The sequence below is a fragment of the Thalassotalea fonticola genome, assembly GCF_032911225.1.
GTDB lineage: Bacteria > Pseudomonadota > Gammaproteobacteria > Enterobacterales > Alteromonadaceae > Thalassotalea_A > Thalassotalea_A fonticola.
Genome location: NZ_CP136600.1, coordinates 2,068,789 through 2,093,710 on the forward strand (window position 1 = coordinate 2,068,789; position 24,922 = coordinate 2,093,710).

Annotated in this window: 22 protein-coding genes and 1 other RNA gene; 6 read left to right on the plus strand and 17 right to left on the minus strand. The window is 39.3% G+C overall.

Going from position 1 to position 24,922, the window contains the following annotated elements; genetic code table 11:
- The first annotated feature begins 2 nt into the window (after nt 1-2).
- Both RI844_RS08455 and RI844_RS08460 read left to right on the plus strand, forming a co-directional pair.
- Nucleotides 3-695 carry a tRNA (adenine(22)-N(1))-methyltransferase gene (locus RI844_RS08455; RefSeq protein WP_348398009.1) on the plus strand — a complete coding sequence of 231 codons (693 nt, stop codon included), beginning with the start codon at nt 3-5 and terminating at the stop codon, nt 693-695.
- A complete protein-coding gene (locus RI844_RS08460) occupies nt 692-1,018 on the plus strand; it encodes a hypothetical protein (RefSeq protein ID WP_348398010.1) in 327 nt (108 codons plus the stop codon). Before RI844_RS08455 ends, RI844_RS08460 begins: the two co-directional genes overlap by 4 nt.
- 36 nt (nt 1,019-1,054) lie before the next feature.
- Here the strand turns inward: RI844_RS08460 and RI844_RS08465 are convergent, their stop codons facing one another.
- The 17 genes from RI844_RS08465 to RI844_RS08545 form a co-directional block, all read right to left on the minus strand.
- A complete protein-coding gene (locus RI844_RS08465) occupies nt 1,055-1,972 on the minus strand; it encodes a M14 family metallopeptidase (RefSeq protein WP_348398011.1) in 918 nt (305 codons plus the stop codon).
- The gene (locus RI844_RS08470) at nt 1,969-3,387 is read right to left on the minus strand and encodes a hypothetical protein (RefSeq protein ID WP_348398012.1); all 1,419 of its coding nucleotides are present in this window, start codon (nt 3,385-3,387) and stop codon (nt 1,969-1,971) included. The genes RI844_RS08465 and RI844_RS08470 overlap by 4 nt, the downstream gene beginning before the upstream one ends.
- Before the next feature lie 100 nt (nt 3,388-3,487).
- Nucleotides 3,488-3,943: a YehS family protein gene (locus RI844_RS08475; RefSeq protein WP_348398013.1), complete on the minus strand. Its 456-nt coding sequence runs from the start codon at nt 3,941-3,943 to the stop codon at nt 3,488-3,490.
- A gap of 99 nt (nt 3,944-4,042) precedes the next feature.
- The gene (locus tag RI844_RS08480) at nt 4,043-5,230 is read right to left on the minus strand and encodes a DEAD/DEAH box helicase (protein ID WP_348398014.1); all 1,188 of its coding nucleotides are present in this window, start codon (nt 5,228-5,230) and stop codon (nt 4,043-4,045) included.
- A 156-nt stretch (nt 5,231-5,386) separates the two neighbouring features.
- On the minus strand, nt 5,387-6,175 hold the full coding sequence (locus RI844_RS08485; protein WP_348398015.1) for a DNA-binding domain-containing protein: 789 nt from the start codon (nt 6,173-6,175) through the stop codon (nt 5,387-5,389).
- Nucleotides 6,176-6,182: 7 nt separating this feature from the next.
- Nucleotides 6,183-7,028, minus strand: coding sequence for an MNIO family bufferin maturase (gene bufB, locus RI844_RS08490; protein WP_405054483.1), 846 nt, complete (start codon nt 7,026-7,028; stop codon nt 6,183-6,185).
- 46 nt (nt 7,029-7,074) lie between these two features.
- Nucleotides 7,075-7,542: a BufA2 family periplasmic bufferin-type metallophore gene (gene bufA2, locus RI844_RS08495; protein ID WP_348398016.1), complete on the minus strand. Its 468-nt coding sequence runs from the start codon at nt 7,540-7,542 to the stop codon at nt 7,075-7,077.
- Between the two features lie 471 nt (nt 7,543-8,013).
- Nucleotides 8,014-8,337 (minus strand): hypothetical protein, encoded by a 324-nt coding sequence (locus tag RI844_RS08500; RefSeq protein WP_348398017.1) that lies wholly within the window; start codon nt 8,335-8,337, stop codon nt 8,014-8,016.
- Between the two features lie 144 nt (nt 8,338-8,481).
- Nucleotides 8,482-10,878: an Ig-like domain-containing protein gene (locus RI844_RS08505; protein WP_348398018.1), complete on the minus strand. Its 2,397-nt coding sequence runs from the start codon at nt 10,876-10,878 to the stop codon at nt 8,482-8,484.
- 265 nt (nt 10,879-11,143) lie between these two features.
- Nucleotides 11,144-11,395 (minus strand): DUF2999 family protein, encoded by a 252-nt coding sequence (locus RI844_RS08510; RefSeq protein WP_348398019.1) that lies wholly within the window; start codon nt 11,393-11,395, stop codon nt 11,144-11,146.
- Between the two features lie 125 nt (nt 11,396-11,520).
- Complete coding sequence (gene gcvP / locus RI844_RS08515) at nt 11,521-14,409, minus strand: aminomethyl-transferring glycine dehydrogenase (protein ID WP_348398020.1); 2,889 nt, start codon at nt 14,407-14,409, stop codon at nt 11,521-11,523.
- Nucleotides 14,410-14,555: 146 nt separating this feature from the next.
- Nucleotides 14,556-14,945: a glycine cleavage system protein GcvH gene (gene gcvH, locus RI844_RS08520; RefSeq protein WP_348398021.1), complete on the minus strand. Its 390-nt coding sequence runs from the start codon at nt 14,943-14,945 to the stop codon at nt 14,556-14,558.
- Nucleotides 14,946-15,131: 186 nt separating this feature from the next.
- Nucleotides 15,132-16,220: a glycine cleavage system aminomethyltransferase GcvT gene (gcvT, locus tag RI844_RS08525; RefSeq protein ID WP_348398022.1), complete on the minus strand. Its 1,089-nt coding sequence runs from the start codon at nt 16,218-16,220 to the stop codon at nt 15,132-15,134.
- 327 nt (nt 16,221-16,547) lie between these two features.
- Nucleotides 16,548-17,777 carry an FAD-dependent monooxygenase gene (locus RI844_RS08530; RefSeq protein WP_348398023.1) on the minus strand — a complete coding sequence of 410 codons (1,230 nt, stop codon included), beginning with the start codon at nt 17,775-17,777 and terminating at the stop codon, nt 16,548-16,550.
- Between the two features lie 262 nt (nt 17,778-18,039).
- Entirely contained in the window at nt 18,040-19,242 is a 1,203-nt protein-coding gene (gene ubiH / locus RI844_RS08535) for a 2-octaprenyl-6-methoxyphenyl hydroxylase (RefSeq protein ID WP_348398024.1), read from the minus strand.
- 189 nt (nt 19,243-19,431) lie between these two features.
- A complete protein-coding gene (gene pepP / locus RI844_RS08540; RefSeq protein ID WP_348398025.1) occupies nt 19,432-20,757 on the minus strand; it encodes a Xaa-Pro aminopeptidase in 1,326 nt (441 codons plus the stop codon).
- Nucleotides 20,758-20,775: 18 nt separating this feature from the next.
- Nucleotides 20,776-21,345, minus strand: a complete 570-nt coding sequence (locus RI844_RS08545; RefSeq protein WP_348398026.1) for a UPF0149 family protein — start codon at nt 21,343-21,345, stop codon at nt 20,776-20,778.
- A gap of 188 nt (nt 21,346-21,533) precedes the next feature.
- On the opposite strand from RI844_RS08545, the gene ssrS reads away from it, so the two are divergent.
- From ssrS to serA, 4 genes are all read left to right on the plus strand, one after another.
- Nucleotides 21,534-21,716, plus strand: a non-coding RNA gene (gene ssrS / locus RI844_RS08550) — 6S RNA.
- 103 nt (nt 21,717-21,819) lie between these two features.
- Nucleotides 21,820-22,458: a 5-formyltetrahydrofolate cyclo-ligase gene (locus tag RI844_RS08555; RefSeq protein ID WP_348398027.1), complete on the plus strand. Its 639-nt coding sequence runs from the start codon at nt 21,820-21,822 to the stop codon at nt 22,456-22,458.
- 111 nt (nt 22,459-22,569) lie between these two features.
- Entirely contained in the window at nt 22,570-23,226 is a 657-nt protein-coding gene (rpiA, locus tag RI844_RS08560; RefSeq protein ID WP_348398028.1) for a ribose-5-phosphate isomerase RpiA, read from the plus strand.
- Between the two features lie 433 nt (nt 23,227-23,659).
- Nucleotides 23,660-24,889, plus strand: a complete 1,230-nt coding sequence (serA, locus tag RI844_RS08565; protein WP_348398029.1) for a phosphoglycerate dehydrogenase — start codon at nt 23,660-23,662, stop codon at nt 24,887-24,889.
- Nucleotides 24,890-24,922 lie beyond the last annotated feature (33 nt).

The following is a 24,922-nucleotide window of genomic DNA, read 5'->3' on the forward strand; positions in this document are numbered from 1 at the left end:
CAATGCGAACAGGTAAACGATTAACTAAAATAAACACTATGATCACCGCCAGCTATCAAGATATATGGGACTGTTGTTGTGATCATGGCTTGTTAGGTATTGAGCTGTTAAAACGCAAAGCGGCAAATACCATTCACTTTGTTGATATATCAAAACCATTGATTGAAAAATTAGATAAGCAACTGCAGCAGTTTTTTAGTGGTGAAGATTATTACAAGCAATGGCAAGTACATGCACTTGATGTCGCTAACATTCCGTTATCAAAAGTTAAGCAAGGCGAGACAGAAAAGGCGGAACAACTCGTTATAATTGCCGGAGTTGGCGGAGATTTATTAATTGAGCTTGTACAAAGCATCATATATTCCAACCCGAAAGCGCTATTGGAATTTATATTATGCCCAGTTCATCACAACTACAAAGTGCGAACCGAGCTGATTAATCTAGACTGCAATTTGATTAATGAATGTATTATCAAAGAAAATAACCGCTTCTATGAAATAATGCACATAACAACAGCTCCCCCAAAAAAATCCACTACGCCAATATCTAATGTTGGTTCGATTATGTGGGATTTTGATAACGATGATCATCAGCAATACCTGCAGCAGTGTTTAAATCATTATTCGCGAATGCTAAAAAGCTCTAACATCAACGCAAAAGCAGTTGTGCAAGCCTACACAGGTTTAAAAGAATGAAAAAAACAAACGATCCTATAAATAAAAACACTGAAAAACAGATGGTTAGGCTACTAACCGAAGTTTGCGAGCAGCATAAATTTATCACCGCGGGTTTTAGCTGGTTAACGCATACTTTAGATGCGAAAAGAAGTGCTAACAGTTTGCAGATTATTTGCGTATTTGACGATCAACAAAGTTTAGATAAGGCGATTGAAAGCAAGCAAATTAACAACTTGCAAGCTGATGTTTTAAGCGTAATGACAACGCTGAAGATTAATATTAATTCGCCTAGCAAGTTAGTAAAGTTTAGTATTGAAGAGAAATACCAAGGTTATCATTAATTCAATAACCTCGAATTTACATAACGTTATCTGACTTTATTGACGAATAATATAATCAAGACCGCCGGTAATAGCCGCTACTTGCGCAACAATACAGTTTTCATCATCAACCTTAGGGCTATCTGGGTACACTTCGGTGGTTGTACAGTATACAGCATCAGTTAAACCGGCACATAAACCAAGCTCCTTACAAGCATAATTAATCACCCCAAATTGCTCTAGAGTTACGCCTATTAATTTTCCGTCGCCATCAGAGGGGGCAATATGAGTCACCTGCTCTACTGATTGAATAATTGCCTTTTGAAAATCGCGTTCAGGTCTTAAGGTATCGCCAACCCCATAAAAGCCATCAGGAATATTCCAATTTTTTTGCTCAACCGCATCACGAGCGGCAAGTGCAGGTCTAAACTCGCTGTTGTCAGTATCGGTAGTTTCATGCAAGTCAAAGTGAGCAAACACTTCCACGCCAAGGCTTTTAATGCATTGCATTAATAATGCAGACTCTTGTGCCGGGCTGTTTGCATAAAACGAGCGGTTGGGATCAATAGCATTAGCATTCCAACGGTTAATGGTTTCATAGCCCCAAGGGCTTATGCAAGGCGCTACCACAATGTTGAATTGTTCTGAATATTGCTGCGCTTTAGTTTCAATAAACCTGATTGCCCCTTGTACACCGCTGGTTTCATAACCATGAACACCACCGGTAACTAAAATAGTTGCTTTGCTAGCATCAAAATTTCGAGATTTAACTAAGTATAAAGGATAAGAGTTTTCGTCATAACAAAGCTCACCATATTGCTCAACATCAAAATCGGCTCTTAAAGCGTCAATTTTACTAACCACTTCTTCTTGATATGAACGCTTAATCGTTTGCAGCGCTAGCCATTGTGCTTTTTCTGTGGCTCCCCACTTTGAACCGGGAGTACCAATTGCATAGGGTTGTTCGTTTGTCATGGTTTCACCTTTATTTTTTCTGGAGTTTCGCTCACTTCACATTCAAAATTTTGTTTAGAGCGCATCGGTTCAATATTAATAATTTTTGAACGGTTCATCGTTATTTTAAAGCGCTGAATATAGCGTTGATTGCGCTTATTGGCTTGCACTAATACTAAATTTAGCTGATACCTGCGTTCAACACCTTGATTAGTTATTTTGCTGCCATCAACTGAATACAAGCGACCTTCACCTTTTTTTAAGTAACGGGTGAAAGGTGTTAAGTTAAAAATGTATTGGTTTTTGATCTCTTCAAAACCGGGCATAAAGTCTTTAGCAATAACTCTTGCATCACACCTAAAGTGTAATAGTTGTGCAGCTTGTCTGTTCTGCCTACGCCGCTTTTGTAGAAGTTTATCAACGTATTCAGGTAAATGTTTTTTAGTAATGTATTCAAGCCAAATAATTTGTGATGATATTTTATTCTTGGTTAAGCTATTGCTGAATAAATGCTGCCACTTGGGCCGGCCATGCTGAATTTTACGCCAAATGTAACTGGTTAAATCTTCTTTAAAAGTTTCACGAATACCGTAAATCAATCCTAATAAGGCAATTAATACTAAGCTCACTTCGGTAAAAGCAGAACGTGCACTTAACACAATAGACATCACAAAGGCCATAATAATGGTGGTAATGGTACCTCGTACTAAGCGCTTTAAATTAGCATTTAAGTTATTCGTCTGGCGCTTAAATACTACGCCTATTTCGCTTAAGCGCTGCAACAAACGCATTTTATTAGTGATCCTATTAGGATCTGCCAAGGTAATTTTTGAATTGTATTGATTATCGGCGCGATGTTGATGTTCTTTACTGCATAAATCAAACAATGCCTCTCGCGATTCACTTTGCTCGCTACTTTTCGGGCCATTGGCCAATAAGTTTAAAAATGCTTGTTCTGTTTTCCAGCTTAAATAGTTATCAACATTCTCAAAGTAGGAACTTAATCGTTGATCAGGCGGAGTATAACGACGAAGTTTTTTTAATAAGCCCTTAGTTTGCTCGGCAAGCTCAATAACATGCAGGTAAAACTCATCTGCAGCTTCAATTTTCAACGCTTGCTTAATGTCTTTTTCTAAAGCAATTCTAAATTGAAATGAAAACAGGTTTAAGTTACTGCGATAATCCGTTTGTTCGCCTTTGGTTTGGCTGATAAAACGGCTGCGCACTAACGGTAAATGAACCTGTTCAGAAAAATAAGCACTGTAACTTTTGATACTACTGTGAAAGTAATTTTCTTCAGATAACGTGCTCGGGCTTATGCCCATATCATCAGGAATGGAAAAGTATAAATCTAAGGTTTGAAATTCTTGCGGCTGCAGTTGTTGGCTTATCCGAAATGATAAGTTTTCATCCTGGGTAAGGGTGATTTTTTTCACAGCTTAAGTTCACTCCTTTGAGAGGTTATTGCTTTTACATGGTAACTTTTACCAACATCACTAAGTATCTGCTATTTCTATATTTATTTCTAATAAAACTTTACTGAAGCTTAATTTTCAAGCCCTTTAAAAATGCAGATAATACATTGTCGGAACATGCCCGGTAGTGTTTATTATTCTCATTTCTAAAAAATGCGCTTAATTCATATTTACCTAAGCTCAACTCGGCTAGTTCAAGAACAGCAATAACGTCATCAGCTTTTAGAGCCAGGGCTATTTTTAACTTATTGAAAACAGCATTATTGTTAAGCACTAATTCAGCTTGGCGTTGAGGACCATCTTTTTTGCCACGTTTATCAATGATTAAGCCATTTAAAAAGCTGGCTAACTCCATATCTTCGAGCTCTTGATAGTCGCTATCATCTTTTTCTTTGAAGAAGTTAGTTAATTGCTCAGGGGTAATTTTACATTCACTTAGCGCAAATACAGCAAGTATTTTGTCATCATTAAAGTCAAAAATAGTACTGATGCGGCGAAGAATATCATTATTAATCATTTTAAAGGCCTAAAGGTAAAGTTGCTCTGCCAAGTATTAGCAAAACATTGGTAAAGTATAACCGACTTACTGCCAGCTAATCTTGAATGTATATACTTATTATTTGCTGCGTTTATTCTTTGGCACGTAATTTAAAATTGATACCGGCACCACCTTTTTAACGGGAAAACCGTCAAATTCTTTACGTTCAATTATATGCCCTAAACGACTCTCTATTGCACAAAGGTTTCTAAAATTATCCTTGGCGACAAACGAAATAGCTTCACCAGAGGCACCGGCGCGACCAGTACGGCCGATACGATGAATATAATCATCGACCTTGTCGGGTAAGTCGTAGTTAACCACCCGAGTAAGATCACCAATATCAATACCGCGAGCCGCAACGCCAGTTGCCACTAAAAATTTTATCGCTCCAGATTTAAAGTCACTCAGTATTTTTTCACGATTCGCCTGAGTTCTACCGCCATGGATCGATTCAGCCGATATACCACGTTTTTCCAACTGGCTTACTAATTTGGCAGCGCCATGTTGGGTTTCAATAAAAATAAGCGCTTGTTGCCACTGTTGCTCTTTTATTAAATGGCTCAATAACGCCGATTTATTGCCTTTATCGACGGTAATTAACCATTGTTTAATTTCTGCCACGGTCGCTTTATTGGGAGCAATAGATATTTCCACCGGCTCATCTATAGTTCGGCGAGCTAAAGAACGAACATCATCAGATATAGTGGCTGAAAACAATAAATTTTGCCGTTGCGCAGGTAAGCGTTCAATGATTTTATTAATGTCATCGATAAAGCCCATATCCAACATTCTATCGGCTTCATCTAACACAAAGGTTTCAAGTTCATCGAAATGTAAGGCACGTTGATGTGCTAAATCCAAAAGCCTACCGGGAGTGGCAACAATTATATCAACCCCCCATATCAAGCGTTGTTTTTGTGCATCAATATCAACCCCGCCATACATAGCCATCGAACTCAACTCGAGGTTCTTACTGTACTGGCTAATACTCGCTTCAACTTGCACAGCTAATTCACGAGTAGGAGTAAGAATAAGAGCTCTAATACGTTTACCACGCAGTTTGCGATCGATATTGAGCTTTTCCAATAATGGCAAGACGAAACTCGCCGTTTTCCCCGTACCCGTTTGTGCTGCAGCAACTAGGTCTCTACCAGACAAAATAACCGGTATTGCCTGTTTCTGAATATTCGTTGGCGCTGTATAACCTAGGTCGCTAACCGCGGTTAAAATAGGATCAGATAGTCCGAGTATTGAAAATGACATACAAAGCCTTAAGCAGGAAGCGATTAATTAGGTAAAATAAAGTGCTGAAGTATAGCAGATAACATAACAGCGTATCATCAATCTTCTTATTCTTGCATTAATAAGGAATCCCCTATATCCAAATACGAATTGCCGCAACTCATTAATAGGTGTTAATTATTTTAAAGTCACGGGCTCTCTAAGTAAGCCTTGCTCTACCCAGGTTGATAAATAATGCAGCGCTAGTTCACTAGCATCGTTATTGCTTGAATAGGTTAATAACTGATCGCACATCATGGAAAAATTTTTACCGCTTAATATCATCGACATTAGCGTGAACTCTTCTTCGCTCAGCGAGCGAAATTCGGTTAGACGCTCATTATTTCGCCATAATAACCAGGTGCTTTGTTGAGGTGTTGCGGCCTTGGGAGAATGCTCTTGCTTTAATGCCTGCCAGCTTTCAATCGAATTCCAAGAGAAATGGGCAATTTGTACACTGGGGTGAAATTTGAACATTAACTCAGGCCAGTCTTGAGGGGCAATGCTATGCAGGGTGTCAAATGTCATTCTAGTAGCATCAGCTGCATCAAAGGCAACTAATAATAACCGTTCAAAATGCGCAAGTTCACTTAAAATAGGGTGTTGCTTAAAGGGCAATTGCGTCGCTAAAAAGTTAGGGAGTTGATCGGCAAAGTGTCGTAATGAGCGATAACTCGATGGATGGTTTTGAATATAGCCAGAGACCATTTGCTCAAACAGCTCGTCACCTAAATAAAACCCTAATATTTGATGATCGTTATCAATAACTTCTTTTAATCTTGCTGAGTAGGCATTTTTATATATGTTTAAGCGAGTTTTATTACTTACTTTTCCTTGCCTGACAATATCAGCGCAGATGCGATTATCATCGTTAAGAAGATAGTTCATCATGTTATTTTGTAGCTCTTTTAAAGGTATATTGCTCATTGAACGCCTAACTAGTATTTATCTGGTTCAGTGTTTTATCGGCTATTTCACGGGCGATATCAAGCTCGTTAAGTAATGTTTGTAATGGCGGAATATTATCGTCTCGTTCAATCATGGTGCTTATCCAACCAAAGCGCTTTAATGCTTGCCGGTAGAGTTGCCACACTGGGTCGGCAACGGCATGGTCATGGGTATCAATAACATAATCGCCGTAATCGCTGTGACCGGCTAAATGAAATTGTCGAACTTTGTCTTTATCTATGCCTTGTAAATAAGATTCGGCTGAAAAGTCATGGTTTCGCGCACTGACATAAATATTATTTATATCTAATAGAATATGGCAATCTGCGCGGTTCACTATCTCGTTGAAAAACTGCCATTCAGTCATCTCACTATTTTGATAAGTCAGGTAACTTGAAACATTTTCTAATAAAATTTTACGGCCTAAAAAGTCTTGCACTTGTTTGACTCGGTCAACTACATGCGCGATGGCTTCTTCGTTATACGGTAGTGGCAGTAAATCATGAGTATTGGTGTGGTCATTACCCGTCCAGCATAAATGATCTGAAATCCATTTTGGCTGCAACTCATTGGTTAGTTTTTTTAGTTGCCGTAAATAATTCATATCTAATGGGTCTGTTGAACCAATTGATAAAGAGACTCCATGCATTACCATAGGGTAGTGCTCTCTAATTGCATGTAAGTAATGCTTGGGTTTTCCGCCGTTTATCATAAAGTTTTCAGAGACAACTTCAAACCAGTCTAAATTAGGGCGCGTATCAAGTACATCCTGAAAATGTTCCGTGCGCAAGCCTAAACCAAATCCTATAAAGTGATCTGGCGCTGTCACAATTGCGGGAGCTCGAGAGGGCGAATGCCCTCTTTCCAAGGGAATGTTATTAAGAGCCAACCGTACCCCCAACGTCGTCACATGCAGCTGCTGACAACGCAACAAAGCCATGTCCTTTACAGGCCGCTTGACCTTTACAGGCATTTTCAGCGGTTTTACAGTCGTTGTGACCTTTACACACATTAACACCGTAACAATGCGTTAACTCCGCAGTATTGACTTCACCGCGCCAATCATCTTTCACTGTACCACCAATGTCAGCACAAGTTTTCGTCGACATGGCAACAAACCCATGTCCTTTGCAAGCAGCCTGGCCTTTACAGGCATTTCCAGCGGTTTTACAGTCATTATGACCATTACATTTATTAACGCCATAACAATGAGCCATCTCAGCGACATTTGTCGCTGCGGACTTAGTTGACACATTTTCTGGGGCTGCATTGGCAATGCCCATCATACCTGCAACAGCCAGTGCTACTGCACTACCTTGAAGTTTAACCTTAGTATTGTGTTTCATTTTACTCTCCGTTGGTTCTATTACGGTCTTAGTAAGTTTAGTCATAAGACCTTAAAAGTGTTATCAGCGTGAAATCACGCAAACACTTAACATAACGTTAACGCCGTTAATCAATTGACCTTAGAAGCTAGAAACTTCTTTCAACTTTAAATTTTACGGAGAGTAAACAACAACTTACTTAACCAACATCCGCTATGAAACAAGCCTCATGGCAAAACGAGGGATAAATAACAGAAAAAATCCAAATAAAATAAAAAGCGCCATGGCTGGCTTAGCACTTAGAGCAAAAGTTCAATGCATATCATTTAACTCTGTGGATGGTTAAAGAATTGCTATTAAGTAATGTAGAATAAGCATTAATGCCGATATGGGCAGTCATAGATGAATTAGCCAACGGCAACTTAGTACAAGTAATGCCGGAGCATACGTTCAGCCCCCAAGAAAAATAAAGGCAGCTAACTAACGAATTCATTAATCAATAAAGTTAACTTCCATAATTTCTAAAATAGTCGAGTCGGATATGTCATTAAGAACATATTCTGATGATGAGAAAATATCCCCCTCTTTATTACCTACGGCGATATCGACACTGTTTGGTTTATTATCATGAATAAGAATGACTATCTTTTTATCAATAGCAATACAATCAATGGTGATTGCATCAGCATTCATGCCTTGCTTGCGTAACGTTTTATCCATTATTCCCATTACGGTATCAACATGTTCAAATTTGTTAAAGAACACGTCATTTGCTTTGGCGACAATTTCAGATAGTTTTTTTAATGTTGTTTTCATTAAACTTCATTTCAATTAAGTTGAGTATCCCTTATCTTAAAGCAACTACTCTACTGCAGAGAAGTGATCTCTAAAAATAATTCAATTTATTTTTTGCATAAAAAAGCGAAGCTAAAGCTTCGCTTTTTATTTATTAAAAATTAACTAGTTAATTAACCCATAATCTTGAGTGTTTTTCCAAGCTTCTTCCCAATTACTCATATCTTCTTTACTGACACTATTAATACGAGGGTAAATAAACTGTCCAGTTTCATCTTCAGTAACTACACTGTCTTGGTTATTATCATTGCCCCAACTTGAATATTCAAACACTAAGGCTCGGCCATTATCGTCAACATTGATTACTTCCCAGGTTCTGTGGCGAACTTGATATGAATCGCCAAACCTTAAATTAACAATATTTCCGGAGGTATCCCAAGTCCATCTGTCATCTCCTAAGTAAAAGTGCTCAACTTCAATGTCAGATCCAGAATTAGCATTCTCTCCATAAATACCACGTCGTAATGTGCCATTAGCTTTGAATTGGTAGCCCCATATGTCAGCCAATTTTAATTTGTCACCTTCCCAATGTTCTTTAAAATATCCATTAATATTAGCCAATTGAAATTCTGGTAACTCGGTTGCTAAATTGTTGGTGAGTTTTTGATAAGTATTATCAAATTTACTCATCTGCCAAACATAAGCTTTCTCAAGGCTGTTATTAATTAATTTTTCTGTATAGGCTAAGTAATTGTTAGCAGCTTGTTGAAACGGTGTCACCCTATAAGTAACCTCACCATCTTTTAAAATAATGATGCCATTTTCAAAAATTACGCTAAATTCATGGTTTGATAAGCGTGAACTGGCTGTTGTTCCATTAATTGAAACAACATCACTTCCTGAAACGTCAACAGGTTGAAGGCTCCAAACGTCTTTACCAATAGTGTAATCTAATGACATAACCCAATCGCCAGCTATATCAGCTATTGTTAAGCCATTTAACAGACTTGTATTAGGCTCTACATAAGTTAAGGTGTTTGAATAATCCTCAGAAGCTGATGGGTTGTCACCTTGCCAATTCATTTCGCCCGGCATCACCAGCTCATACCCAGAGTGGACTTGTTCTTCTACTTTGTATGTATCTTCACTCTTAGCTAAAAGTGTTACAGTTTTATTGATAACTCCATAGCGGATTTCAAGTGGAATACCGGGTGGTATAATACCTTGGTTTTGAGCTTGAACAAGTGCACTTTGAACACTTTGTTCAAAGCCATATTCAGTAACAAGCTCTTCAAAAGATTCTGAAAACTCACGAGTATAAGCGCCGGTTAATTCATCGTAACTATATTTTAACTTGCCATTTTCGACAGCCCAGTTTAAACCTTCAGCGGTAGAAACCTCTCTATGCCTTGAGTCATATCGAGTAGCTAAACCATTGGAGTTATGGCGTATAACACTTGCAGTAAAATCAAGCCAACCAAGTTTAGTGTCATTAATCTCAACTAAACTTTTACCCGTTATCATTTCTTCAGTAAATTGAAGCATAACCTTAGGATCGTTAATAGTCTCTGTTTTAGACGTTTCTATTGCAGCACTATATTCTGCAGTTGCTTCACCATTTTCATCAATATAATTATTAGACTCTAAATAGCCATTGATCGCTTCAACTGTACCTATAGAGCCTTCATCAGTATTATCTAAGAAAGAAACAATCGTTTCACCTTCTGGTAGATTGAAATTGTCATTGTCGACCATCAATTTAATAAAAGCAGCAGTTTCGATAAGCTCTTCCACTGAAATTTCAGCGGCAGTATCTAAATACTCTTGCATTGACGCAAATGGTTCATCATCATTTAAATCTTTCGCTAATAAATAAGTTGCTGTCGTTACATGGGTAATATTAGTCGTGTTAGTTTCACTGATTAAGTCTCGATGTTCATCGACTTGCTCTAACAATGTCGCAGATTCGCCTAAAAACAATTGTAATTGTACGTTTTCTTGACCTAACTCTTTGCTGCCTGTAGCGGTAAGAATTAAGCTCGCAAGCATGTCGTTAATAACTACATCCAATGAGTAATTACCCTCGGCATCTGCCGTGGTGGAATATGTTTGTCCGTTACTTTCTACAGTTACTTCAGCGTTACCTATTGGGCTGTCGGTAACTTGTCCTGAAACTGTTAGGGTATGATTTACAGCAAGTTGTAATTCGGCTGTTGCGGTAAATTCACCATCAGATATTGTGTAAGTTAATGAGTCAGAGCCGGCAAAATTTACATTAGGCGTATAAACAATAGAGCCTCCAGAAATACTTGCTTCACCATTTAATGGTGATGTTGATATTTCAGAGATAGATAACGCGTTGTTTTCAGCATCCGTATCATTTTCTAAAACATTTACTGTTACTGAATTATTGTTTTGAGCAGTACCTACATCAGCTCCCGCTACAGGAGCAGTGTTTATATTTGCATCGACTTTAGGTGTATCTGAAGATCCACCACCACCGCCGCAGCCACTTAAAAGCGTGGCAACAAGTAAAGCACTAGTTAGTTTTTTATTTTCCATAACTTCCTCTTTATTATTATATTTTCCTCTATTGCAATTTAGACATCCGTGCAATTTATTTAACTTAACACTAAATTTACAATTTTCAAAATTATAGTAAGAATACTAACCAATGCCTTTGCTAGTTTTCACTTCATCTTCCCTGATGTAAAAATTTCAAATCATGATTTGCATGATGTAAAAAAGGCGAACCACACGGTTCGCCTTTAGATTTAAAACAATTAATATTAGGTTTGAAAACCAAATAGCGTTATTTTATTTAGTCTTAGCCATTCAGTTTGCTTTTAGCTTCTTCAACTTTAGCAAAGTCTAAGCCAAGTTCAATAACCGCTTCTTTTATCAATTGTGGTTGGCTCATTACCATCATCATAAGTGATTGTAATTTTTCAGGAGGAATGCCCAGCGATTGGATTGTTGCCATCGCCATCATAGGGTTTTCAGTTAACGCTTGAAAAACGTCCTTGATTTTTGCATCACTAATATTTTGTTCTTTTAATGTCTGAATAATAGGGTTCACATTTATTCCTAAATTGTTATCGTAAAGGTTATTCAATGGTTAAAATTGAAAAAGGCGGAGCTTTAAGGTCCGCCTTTTTATCAATACCTGAAGTTAACCAATTTAATTAACTTCAGCAATTTCTGCTAGTCTTCGTAAGTAGATATAGCTGGACATGAACAAATTAAGTTACGGTCGCCGAATACATCATCGATACGGTTAACCGTTGGCCAGAATTTGTTTGCTGCTACTGCCGCTACAGGAAATACCGCTTCCTGAATTGTATAGCCACGATCCCAGTTGTTATCAGTAATGTCTGCTAACGTGTGTGGAGCATTGTGAAGCGGGTTATCTTCAAGTGTCCACTCACCTTGTTCAACTTTACGAATTTCATTACGTATACACGTCATAGCTTCAACAAAACGGTCAAGCTCAACTTTAGCTTCCGACTCTGTTGGCTCAATCATTAATGTGCCCGCTACCGGGAACGACATTGTTGGTGAATGGAAACCGTAATCCATCAGCCGCTTAGCTACATCCATTTCAGTAATGCCTGACGCTTCTTTTAGTGGGCGTAAATCTACAATACACTCATGAGCAACACGGCCATTTTTTCCGGTATATAAAATAGGGAAATGTTGGCTTAATTTATGGGTTAAGTAGTTGGCATTAGTGATGGCGTATTTAGTTGAATCCGTTACACCTTGTTTGCCTAACATGGCAATGTACATGTAAGAAATACACAAAATACCCGCTGAGCCAAATGGTGCAGCCGATACCGCGCCATTACCTTTAGTTGTATCATCAACAGTCACTAATGTGTGATCTGGTAAAAATGGCGCAAGGTGTGCTTTAACACCGATTGGCCCCATACCTGGGCCACCACCACCGTGTGGAATAGCAAAGGTTTTGTGTAAGTTTAAGTGAGAAACATCAGCACCAATATAGCCAGGCGAAGTTATACCTACCTGAGCATTCATGTTAGCGCCATCAAGGTAAACTTGACCGCCGTTGGCGTGAATCAGTTCACAAATTTCAGCGATTGTTTCTTCGTAAATACCGTGCGTAGATGGGTACGTGATCATGATACAAGCAAGGTTTTCAGAATGCTCTTCTGCTTTTGCTTTTAAATCAGCCATATCAACGTTACCGTCTTTGTCACAGGCAGTAACAACTATTTTCATGCCAACCATCTGTGCAGAAGCAGGGTTAGTACCATGTGCTGATGATGGAATTAAACAAATGTTACGATGGCTGTCGCCGCGGCTTTGATGATACTTATGAATAGCGATTAAACCTGCGTATTCACCTTGTGCACCAGAGTTTGGCTGCATTGAGATGTTGTCATAACCGGTAAGTTCAACTAACCAGTCACCCAACTCATCAATCATATGCTTGTAACCCTGCGCCTGATCAATTGGCGCGAACGGGTGCATGTTGGCAAATTCTGGCCATGATACCGGGATCATTTGCGCAGTCGCATTAAGTTTCATCGTACATGAGCCTAATGAAATCATTGAATGATTAAGTGCTAAGTCTTTGTTTTCCAGTTTTTTAATGTAACGTAACATCTCAGTTTCTGAGTGGTACGAGTTAAATACAGGATGAGTTAAAATAGCAGATTCACGTACAAGTGTTGCCGGAATTGATGAGTGACCACAGTCAATAATAGCCGCATCTAAGGTATCAACGTCTAAGCCGTGGCCTTCGCCAAGTAAAATATCAAATAATACCGACACAGCTTCGCGAGTAGTTGTTTCATCAAGAGATACACTTACTTGACCGTCTACGTCAGTACGTAAGTTAACGCCATTGGTTAGGCTACGTGCAACAATTTCGTCTTTGTTGCTTACACTGAACGTTAAGGTATCAAAATAGTTGGCATGGATTGCTGTTAAGCCTTTTTGCGCAGTACCCAAACATAAAATATCGGTAAAGCGGTGAATACGCTCAGCAATAATTTTCAAGCCTTTCGGACCATGGTAGATTGCGTAAAACGCTGCCATGTTAGCTAATAATACTTGTGCAGTACAAATGTTTGAGTTGGCTTTTTCGCGGCGGATATGTTGCTCGCGAGTTTGCATCGCCATACGTAGTGCGTCTTTACCACGAGTATCTTTAGATACACCAATAATACGACCTGGTAATGAACGTTTATATTTGTCAGATGTTGTAAAGAATGCAGCGTGCGGTCCGCCGTAGCCCATAGGTACACCAAAACGTTGGCTTGAACCAATAACTACGTCGGCGCCGAGATCACCTGGTGCTTTAAGAAGTACAAGTGACATGATATCGGCAGCTACAGCTACAATACCTTTATTAGAGTGCACAGCTTCAATAAGCGGGGTAATGTCTGATACTTCACCAGAGGCTGTAGGATATTGTAATAACGCACCAAAAACATTGTGATTAACCACATCTTCGGCAGGACCCATAACAAGGTCAAAACCAAACATGTCAGCGCGTTGTTTCACAACGTCTATAGTTTGTGGGTAAACACTGTCGGCAATAAAGAATAAGTTTGATTTTTTATTTTTAGATACACGCTTGGCTAAAGCCATGGCTTCTGCTGCGGCAGTACCTTCATCTAAAAGTGATGCAGATGCTAAGTCTAAGCCAGTTAAGTCTAAACACATTTGCTGATAGTTTAATAACGACTCTAAACGACCTTGGGCAATTTCTGGCTGGTAAGGCGTATACGCTGTGTACCAACCTGGATTTTCAAGCACGTTACGTAAAATTACACCCGGCGTATGCGTTGGATAATAACCTAAACCAATATTTGATTGATTAACCACGTTAAGGCTGGCAACGGCTTTTAAGTCGCTTAATGCTTTAACTTCAGTTTTACTGTCACCAATGTTTGGTAAATCGGCTAAACGAATATTGGCAGGTACAATTTCATCAATTAATGCATCAACTGAATCGGCACCAATTTCCTCTAACATCGCTTTTGTTTGTTCGCTATTCGGGCCAATGTGACGACGAATGAAATTTTGAGTTTGTTCTAACTGAGATAAAGTTTGAGTAGACATAACATCACTTACTTAATAAAAAATTAAATACATTAATAATCCCCTACTTAACGCAATATTTATACTTGCCGATTTAGCTAGGGTATTATTAAAACAATAAACCCCAAGCAGTTGCTCAGGGTTTATAAGCTATTGATTAATTAGACTTATTCGTCATCAATTGAGCTAGCGTAACCTTCAGCATCTAATAATGCGTCAAGTTCAGCGGCGTCATCTAATTTAACTTTGAATAACCAACCGTCGCCAAACGCGTCAGAGTTAACTAGCTCTGGTGAATCTTCAAGGTCTTCGTTAACTTCGACAACTTCACCAGAAACAGGTGCGTAAATATCAGAAGCGGCTTTAACAGACTCAGCTACCGCTACGTCGTCACCAGTACTGATTTCATCACCAACATCTGGCAATTCAACAAATACCATATCACCTAAAAGCCCTTGTGCGTGCTCGGTAATACCGATTGTCACGGTACCGTCACCTTCGTTACGTACCCACTCGTGCGACGTTGCATATTTTAACTCAGAAGGAATGTTGCTCATTTTTTTGTTTCCTAATAATTTTAAATTTAAATCTGTTAATAAAGCATTGAAATTGTTTACTCAAATAAACTGTTGGTATTTAGCCAAACTGCTAGCTTTAAGCCAACCTAATAATATTCTAGCCAAACAATTTCATATTGGAATTAGTTTTTCTGATATTTATAGAAATATCTTTTTAAAAGTGTCTTAAAATACTTTTTTACCGTTTCTAACAAAGCTTGGTCTAATAACCTTTACATCAACCAATTTCTTACGCATTTCCACTTGCACAGTTTCTTCTAACTTAACTGCACGAGGTACTCTTGCCATTGCAATTGAGTGGCCTAACGTTGGTGAAAATGTACCGGAGGTAATAACGCCTTCGCCATGTTCAGTAATCACTTTTAAACCTGTACGCAATACACCTTTCGCTTCCATCACTAAACCAACAAGTTTGTGTTGATCGCCTGCGGCGCGCTGTTGGCTCAATACGTCACGACCAATAAAGTCGCGTTCGATTGGCTCCCAGCTAATTGTCCACGCCATGTTAGCAGCAAGTGGTGATACGGTTTCATCCATATCTAAACCGTAAAGGTTCATGCCAGCTTCTAAACGTAGTGTATCGCGAGCACCTAAGCCACATGGTGCTACGCCAGCATCAACAAGTTGTTGCCAAAAATCGGCAGCCATATCTGCTGGTAACGCAATTTCGTAACCATTTTCGCCGGTGTAACCGGTAGTAGCAATAAACAAATCGCCCGCTTGTACGCTAAAGAATGGCTTCATACCATCAACGGCAGCGGTTTGTTCTGCAGTTAAAAGAGTAGCAACTTTAGCTTTAGCTTGCGGGCCTTGAATAGCAATCATGGCAAATTCAGGACGTTCGGTAATTGTTACAGAGTAATCTGCGGCTTGCTTGTTGATCCAAGCTAAATCTTTAATGCGTGTTGCCGAGTTAACAACTAAACGGTATTCAGTATCGGTGTAGAAGTAAACGATCAAATCATCAATTACACCGCCTTCTTCATTACACATTCCGGTATAAAGAGCTTTACCGGCAACTTCTAACTTTGCCACGTCGTTAATTACTAAACGACGTAAGAATGCTTTGGCATCGCTACCTTGCACATCAACAATAGTCATGTGTGACACATCAAACATGCCAGCATCGTTACGAACAGCATGATGCTCTTCAATTTGCGAGCCATAGTTAATTGGCATGTCCCAGCCGTAGAAATCAACCATTTTTGCGCCGCACTCTAGGTGTTTAGCGTGTAATACCGTTTTATTAGTCATTATGTTTTCACTTTTAACTTTGGGTTAGTTCAGATTATGAAGCTGAAATCTAACGCTTTGTCGATTTAGTAACCGAAAATCGACTAAATCGTTACGAAAATTTGCCGCAGATTATACGCCGGAGTTTATCTTCGATCAATTCAAAACAGTCATTTTTAAAACAAAAACCCGTCAATTAAAATATTTCAGTATATAATTCTACAACAAAGACGCAATCCGAATTTAATTTTGCATCATGGAATTTATAAATCAATAATGTTGAGACATTTCCGTTTTTTATATCAAAGTATTATATCCGCTGCCATTCAAGATGCAGGTTTCAGGGTATTAGAGTGGATCTTTTACTTTCGAAAGCTCAGGTAAATCTGCAGTTTGCCCCATAGCTTGCTTGATTAATATTTGCTTTAACGGTGAAATATTATTTATTAATGACATTCCCATACCACGGACAAATTTAGGCAATACTTGCTGTAAACTAAAGCCTTGTTTGATCGACTCCATGGCCGCGATCATGTCAGTAGCGTCGCTCTTACGCCAGCGACTGAAGTGGCCAAGTAATTTACTATCGTTTAATTCTTTACCGGCAAATACAGTAGCAGCAAGAGTTTGTGCTAATGCAGAGGCATCCACTAAACCTAAGTTAACGCCCTGCCCGGCAAGAGGGTGAATGGTATGTGCTGCATCGCCAATAAGTATGACTCTGTCTTTTACAAATTCACGGGCAATGCGCATGGTTAATGGAAAGCTTACTCGCTCGCTTTGCAACGACACTTGGCCAAGTTTGCCATCACTTGCTGCTGTAATTTCTTTATTAAACTCTGCAGCTGAAAGCGTTTTTACTCGCATCGCCTCTTCTGGTGGTAATGACCAAACAATAGAACATGTATTTTTTTGATACAGCGGTAAAAAGGCTAAAGGGCCAGCATTTAAAAATACTTGCCAGGCCGTGTTTTGGTGGCCTTGGCTGCACTCTACACTTGCTACTACGGCATGATGATCATAATCACGAAAGGTCATCGCCATATCAAGTTGTTTGCGCACCCATGAATTTGCGCCATCGGCACCAATTACCAGTTTGGCAATTATAGGTGTGTGCTCAGTAAAGCTTAAGAATACTTCGCTTTCGCCAACACCAATACTGGTTAATGTTTGTTTTATCAGCGTTATGTTGTCATGGATTTGGGCCGTTTGGTAAAGGGCATTGCGAATCACATCATTTTCAATAATTGTGCCTAAGCAATCATCATTACTGGCCGAGTTAGGTAAGTCAGTTAAGTCGAAATCGACATGGCCAAAGCCATCTTTGTCCCATACATGCATATTGGTATAGGCTTGCGCGCGTATATTAGTAATGTCTGCCCACACCCCTAAGTTGGTGAACAATTGCTTACTCGCATCGTTAATTGCACTCACTCTTAAATGAGGTGCAGCACCGATAGGATTTAACGGCTGGCTGTCGATAATGGCTATTTTTAACGGTGTTTGTTTGCAGATAGCGAGTGCTGCCGTTAAGCCCACCATGCCACCACCAACAATAACAATATCGAAACTTTGCATTTATTTTTCTTTCCTTCGGTTTATAACTTTACTGTAGACCCTGAAATAAACTCAGGGAATGGTGGGCTTATTACATTCAATTTCCTGAGTGTTATTCCAGTTCCTAAACGGTATCTAGCAAACGTTACTACATTTACCAAATAACGTTTCACTGATAGACGCACTACTTCCTGAACTCGATACGTTAGTATCGCCCTGAACTCGTTTCAGGGTCTGGTCTTCTTTTCTCGTTTCTAGCTTCTAGCTTCTAGCTTCTAGCTTCTTAGCGAGTATGCCCCATAGTCTTCTCAGCCAGAGCCTTCTTCAACGGAGCAATATAATTTAACACTTTCAACCCCACACCTCGGCCAACAACCAGCGGTAAATGCTTATTCGAGAACAGGTGCACTAAAGAATCAGTTAAAGCAATAACTTGGCTATGATCATCGCTGCGCTTATCAGCATAGCCTCTCAACTGTTTATGCGCACCAATGTCGGCGTTTTCACTAAGAGCTTGCTCTATGGTTTGTGTCATTTGTTTCACATCACGCATGCCCAAGTTAAAGCCTTGGCCAGCAATTGGGTGCAGAGTATGTGAGGCATTACCAATCAGCGCCATGCGATGATGAGTTTGCTCATCAGCCTGAATTAGTTTTAACGGAAAACTAAAGCGTTTACCTACCTGGCTAAAACTGCCAAGCCAACTGCCAAATGCACGTTCTAATTGCTTAGCAAAATTATCATCACTTAACGCCATTAATGATTCGACCTGCTCTGGCGTTACAGTCCAAACCAGCGAACATCTATCGTCGGTCATTGGTAACATCGCCAAAGGCCCATATTCAGTAAAGCGCTCAAACGCTCTGCCTTTGTGTGCTTTACTTGGGCTTACATTGGCAATTATGGCGACTTGTTGATAATCAAATTGTTGAATTGAAATTTTAGCTTGTTGACGACATACCGACTGGCCACCATCACAGCCAAGCAATAAGCTTGCATTTAGGCAGTTGCCATTTGCTAAAAGCACAGTTACTGCATTTGTTTGCCATTGAATATTAGTAATGCTTTGCCCTTCAATAAAGTGCACATTAGGGCATTGCTTTAATGCTGATATCAAGCAATTACCTATGGCTTGCATCTCACTGACAAAACCTAACGCACAAACATTATAATCAGCGGCATTAATTCTCGCCTTGCCATAAAAACCGCGATCAGAAATATGGATATCTGCAATCGCCATGGCATCAGGTTTTAACGCCTGCCACACACCGAGTTCTTGCAGATAAGTAGCCGTACCATGGGATAAGGCAATAACTCTGGCATCATAACTTTTTGGTAAATTATCGTTAATCGCATACGCTTCAACAACGGCAATAGATAACTTACTACCATCTGCTTTACTAAGTTTTGACAACGCTAACGCCATACTTGCGCCAGCTAAGCCAGCGCCAGATATGATTACGTCGTAATGTGTTGCTGTTGTCATTAATTAACCTTTTTTAAAAAGATATGAGAGGATAGAAACGAGAAACGAAGTGCAGATCCTGATAGACCCTGAAACGAGTTCAGGGCGATACTAACGTATCGAGTTCAGGAAGTAGAGGAATTGTAGATTCAATTAACATTACCAATACCCGCTCTTCGTTTCTCGTTTCTCTTTTCTCGTCTCTAGCTTTTAACCCTTCATCACGGCTTCAATGTCGCTAATAGTTTTCGGGGCATTAACCGTTAAGTTTTCATAACCCGTGTCGGTTACCAAGATATTATCTTCAATGCGAACCCCTAAGCCTTGCCATTTGTCATCAACAGCGGCATCGCTGTCTATATATAAACCAGGTTCAATGGTCATCACCATACCAGGTTCAAAACTGCGTAATTGTCTGCGGTTTTCATCCATATGATAATCGCCAACATCGTGTACGTCTAAGCCAAGCCAATGCCCTAAACCATGAATAAAATATTTTTTACAGGCTTTGTCTTCAATAAGACTGTCTAAATCACCTTCTAATAAGCCAAGTTCTAATAAGCCTTCGGTTAAAACAACATTAACTATGTCGTTTAATTCAGCAAAATTAGCACCAGGTTTAATTGCCGCAATGGCAGCCATTTGTGATTTCAGTACTAAATTATAAAGCGCCGCTTGCTCAGTATTAAACTTACCGTTTACCGGAAAAGTACGGGTAATATCGGCGGCATAGCCCGCCAATTCGGCCCCGGCATCAATTAATAACAAATCATCATCAATTAACACTTCATCATTATCGGTATAATGTAAAATAGTGGCGTTTTCACCACCACCAACAATAGAGCCATAAGCAGCAGTACGAGCACCACTGGAAGCAAACTCGTGTAGTATTTCGGCTTCAACCTGGTATTCAAATACGCCCTGTTTGGTAAACTCCATTGCTCGTTTATGCGCATTACCCGAAATAACATTAGCTTCGCGCATTACTTGAATTTCAGCGTCTGATTTGATTAAACGCATTTCATCAATCATATTACGGGTATCAACAATGGTATTTGGCGCAGACAAACCTTGTTTTGCCCCGCCGCGTAATACGTCTAAACAAGCAAACACTAAACGGTCAAATTCGTCTTGTGCGCCTTGGGCAAACAACAACGTTTGCTTGGCATTAATGTACATGGGTAATACTTGTTCTAACTCATCTAAGGTATAGGTTAAGTCAAATGCGTAATCAGTTTGTGCTTTTTCCGCGCCGACTCTGCGGCCATGCCACACTTCTTGCTCTGGATCTTTATCACGGCAAAATAAAACAGACTCAAATTCATCGCCTTTAACTAATACCAATAATGCATCAGGCTCATGAAAACCGGTTAAGTAATAAAAATCTTTGTCTTGGCAAAATAAAAATTCAGTATCACGTGAACGAGTCACTTCTTTATTTGCAGGAATTAATGCCACAGAATTATCGGGCATTTGGGCAAGGAGTTTTTCGCGGCGAGCAACAAATTCGCTCACGTCAATTTTGGTATGTTTCATAATAAATGTTTAATTTGTCTAGTGTATGGTGTTTTCTGGGTTATTCGCTTCAGGTTTTGCACCTAATTCGGCAAAACATAACAAAGCAGAAATGCGAACATATTCTAAAATTTCATAGTAAGCATTTTCAGTTTCTTCATCTTCATCTAATTCACTTGAAAGATTGGCAATATCGCCAAAGTCTTTAATGATTTCGGCGACATCTTCAGAAAATTTAGATTTATCTTTTTGTTGTAAACCAAAGCCCAGGTTAAACCCTTGTACCCACAAGCTAAGCGCAGGTCCACGTTCCACCATAGCCTCGTCATCATCAGGCAATAACAATTGAAAGCTAAAATTGTCATCAAGAACTGCTTGCCAAATATCACCATACAACTGCTTCAACAAGTCTTTCAGGTTTTTACCCAAGCCTTCTCCATTATTGAAAAAGTCGCTAACCAGAGACAAGTAGCTGTCATCTTCAAACTCAAAACCGGAACTAATAATACCGGTTAATAAGCCATGAATTTCAGAGGCACTGCCTTGAAAATTTTCACCACCAAGGGCCGCTTGCACATTAGCAAAACTTAAAGATGTTTGTTCTGTCATTTATTTATATTCACTGTAAAAATTATCTTATAATCCTAACACTCAAAGCACAATTGGACCAGTTATATCCCCTGGGTAGAATATTTTATAAGCGTTATTTGGTTGTTATTTAACAAATATTTGATTAGGGATAAGATATTCAAAATTTTTCTACATTTCCTTAGTATATCTACGTTATAATAAAAGCATGTTCCCTGGGGTGTTCGGTTATTAACTATGTCCCTGAGCCGATAAGTTTTACCTAAGGGGGTTTATCGATTGCTATTGAGCAGGCCCAACTTGTTTGGGAAGCCTACGGTAATTGTGCGATCTCCGCCTTGAACACACGGTTGTTCGAGGACTAAAGTTGGTAACGGCATTTTGGGGAACTGTTAAATAATTAGGGTCAGATCTAAATTAAATTTAATTTAGATCTGACCCTAATTATTTTAGATTTAACTTGACTCTGACCCTAGTTATTTTTACCTTTTCGGTATGACCATCAATAATCAAAAATTAACTCAGCCTTGCGCTGCCCATAAAAAAACGCGAGCACAAATACGTGCCGACATTCGTGGTCTTCGCCAACAACTTACAAAACAGCAACAACAGCAAGCAAGTACAGCCATTGCTGATAGCTTGAGTCAACACCCGCAATTAATTGCCGCAAACACTGTCGCAGTATATCTTGCTAATGATGGTGAATTGGATTTAAGCAATTTTATTGACTGGTGTTGGCAACAAAACAAGCAAGTGTACTTGCCAGTGATCCACCCGTTTTGTAAGGGGCATTTGTTATTTTTGCATTATCAGCCAAATACCAAATTAATTGCTAATAAATATGGCATTGCTGAACCAAAATTAAATGTAAGTAAAGTGCTGCCACTTAATCAATTGGATGTTTTAATCTCGCCGCTGGTGGCATTTGACGACCAAGGAAATCGTATTGGCATGGGCGGCGGATTTTATGATCGCACCTTAGCTAATTGGCACAAACAAACTCAGCAGCTACTTATACAACCGACACAGATAAAGCCCTTCCCTATCGGCGTTGCCCATAACTGTCAAAAAATTATCCAGGTTCCAATTGAGCATTGGGATATCCCCCTACCAGAAATACTTACTCCTAAATAGATATTAAATAGCGGCTATTTACTAAATAAAACATTTAACCTCAACACAGACAAGGTTATAATCTGCGCAATTAATAGCACATCGAATATAAAACTCCGAACAGGACTGAACATGACCCAAGATGAAATGAAAAAAGCCGCTGCGATAAAAGCATTAGAATTTGTTGAGCAAGACAGCATAGTTGGTGTAGGTACAGGCTCTACGGTAAATCATTTTATCGATGCATTAGCAGAAATTAAACACACTATAGTTGGCGCAGTATCTAGCTCAGAGGCATCAACAGAACGATTAAAAAGCTACGGTATAGAAGTGTTTGATTTAAACTCAGTTGACGATTTATCTGTATATGTAGACGGCGCCGATGAAATAACCGAGCACATGCATATGATCAAAGGTGGCGGCGCAGCCCTTACTCGTGAAAAAATAGTTGCCGCCGTTGCGAAAAAGTTCGTGTGTATTTGTGATGAAAGCAAACAAGTTGCGGTATTAGGTAATTTCCCCTTACCGGTTGAAGTTATTCCAATGGCACGCAGCTATATAGCGCGTGAATTAGTAAAGCTTGGCGGCGATCCGGTTTATCGTGAAGGTGTAATTACCGACAATGGCAATGTGATTCTAGATGTATATAACATGCAAATTCTAAACCCGGTAGAAATGGAAACCAAAATTAATGCGTTGGTTGGCGTGGTAACCAATGGTTTATTTGCCAATCGCGGCGCAGATGTATTGGTACTTGGTACGCCAACTGGTAGTAAAGTAATTAGTTAACACTCCTAAATACTAAGCTTAGTTTCACAAAATTGCAGCCATTGTTGGCAACTCTAAGTTAACTTATTATCCTGAATCAAAGAACGGCAGCGTATACTGTCGTTTTTAGTTCACTTGTCATTAATAAAAAGGATTCAGAATCAACCTATCAAACCGAATAATATTCGGAACAATACCTAAGTACAGCATTAAAGTCTCCATAATTGACAATTTCCGTTTTAAATAAACCCTTGTAATAGCATTACTTTGCTATGTTATAAAATAGTTAGCAATGCACCAAAATAGTTCTTTCGAGTTTTAACTCTATATGTTACTTTAGAACCTCATTCAGATATCTAGCCGTCTAAAACAGTTAGATAATACCAAGCCAATTTGTTATTTAATATGCATCCTGAATAATATTCAGTGGCAGTACATAAAGAGTTAATCAGCTATGACCAAAAAATCTTTACACAAAGACAAAATTAAAATTCTTCTTCTTGAAGGTGTACATCAATCAGCTTTAGAAGTATTAAAGTCGAACGGTTATAGCAACATTGAATACGTGAAAAGCGCATTGGATGATGAAGAGCTCAAGCAAAAAATTGCTGATGTACATTTTGTTGGTATTCGCTCGCGCACTCAATTAACAGACGACGTAATCGCTTGTGCAAACAAACTAGCAGCTATCGGTTGTTTTTGTATTGGTACTAATCAAGTAAATATTGAAGCGGCGCAAGTTCGCGGCATTCCGGTTTTTAATGCACCATTTTCAAATACTCGTTCAGTTGCCGAATTAGTCTTAGGTGAAACGTTATTATTACTGCGTGGTATTCCTGAAAAGAGTGCGCTTGCGCACAGAGGTGTATGGCAAAAATCAGCAGTAGGCTCTGTTGAAGCTCGAGGTAAAACGCTAGGTATTATTGGTTACGGCCACATTGGTACACAGTTAGGCATTTTAGCCGAGCATGTTGGTATGCGCGTTAAGTTTTACGACATTGAAACCAAACTACCACTTGGCAATGCCAGTCAAGTAGATAGCATGACCGAACTATTAAACATTGCCGATGTAATTACCTTGCATGTTCCTGAAACCGCTTCTACGCAAAACATGATGGGCGTAGCAGAATTTGATGCAATGAAACAAGGCGCAATATTTATTAATGCCGCGCGTGGTACTGTGGTTGATATTGATGCGTTAGCCGAAGCAATGGAAACCAAGAAGCTTGGCGGCGCAGCAATTGATGTATTTCCGGTTGAACCGGGTTCAAACGATGAAGAATTTGTTTCACCACTGCGTGCGTTTGACAATGTTATTTTAACGCCGCACATTGGTGGCAGCACCAAAGAAGCGCAAGAAAACATTGGCCGTGAAGTTTCTGGTAAAATTGTTAAGTACTCTGATAATGGCTCAACGTTATCAGCGGTTAACTTCCCGGAAGTATCATTGCCAGCGCATACTGATCGCTCGCGCTTATTCCATATACATCACAACCAACCCGGTGTATTAACACAAATCAACAAAGCATTTGCTGAGCGTGACATCAACATTACCGCACAGTACTTACAAACCGATGATAAAATTGGTTATGTTGTTATTGATGTTGAATCACATCACAGTGAAGCTGCATTAAAAGAATTAAAAGCCATTGATGGCACAATTCGAGCTCGCCTTATTCACTAGTTGATTTATTGCTTAGTCTCAATTAATTTAGGT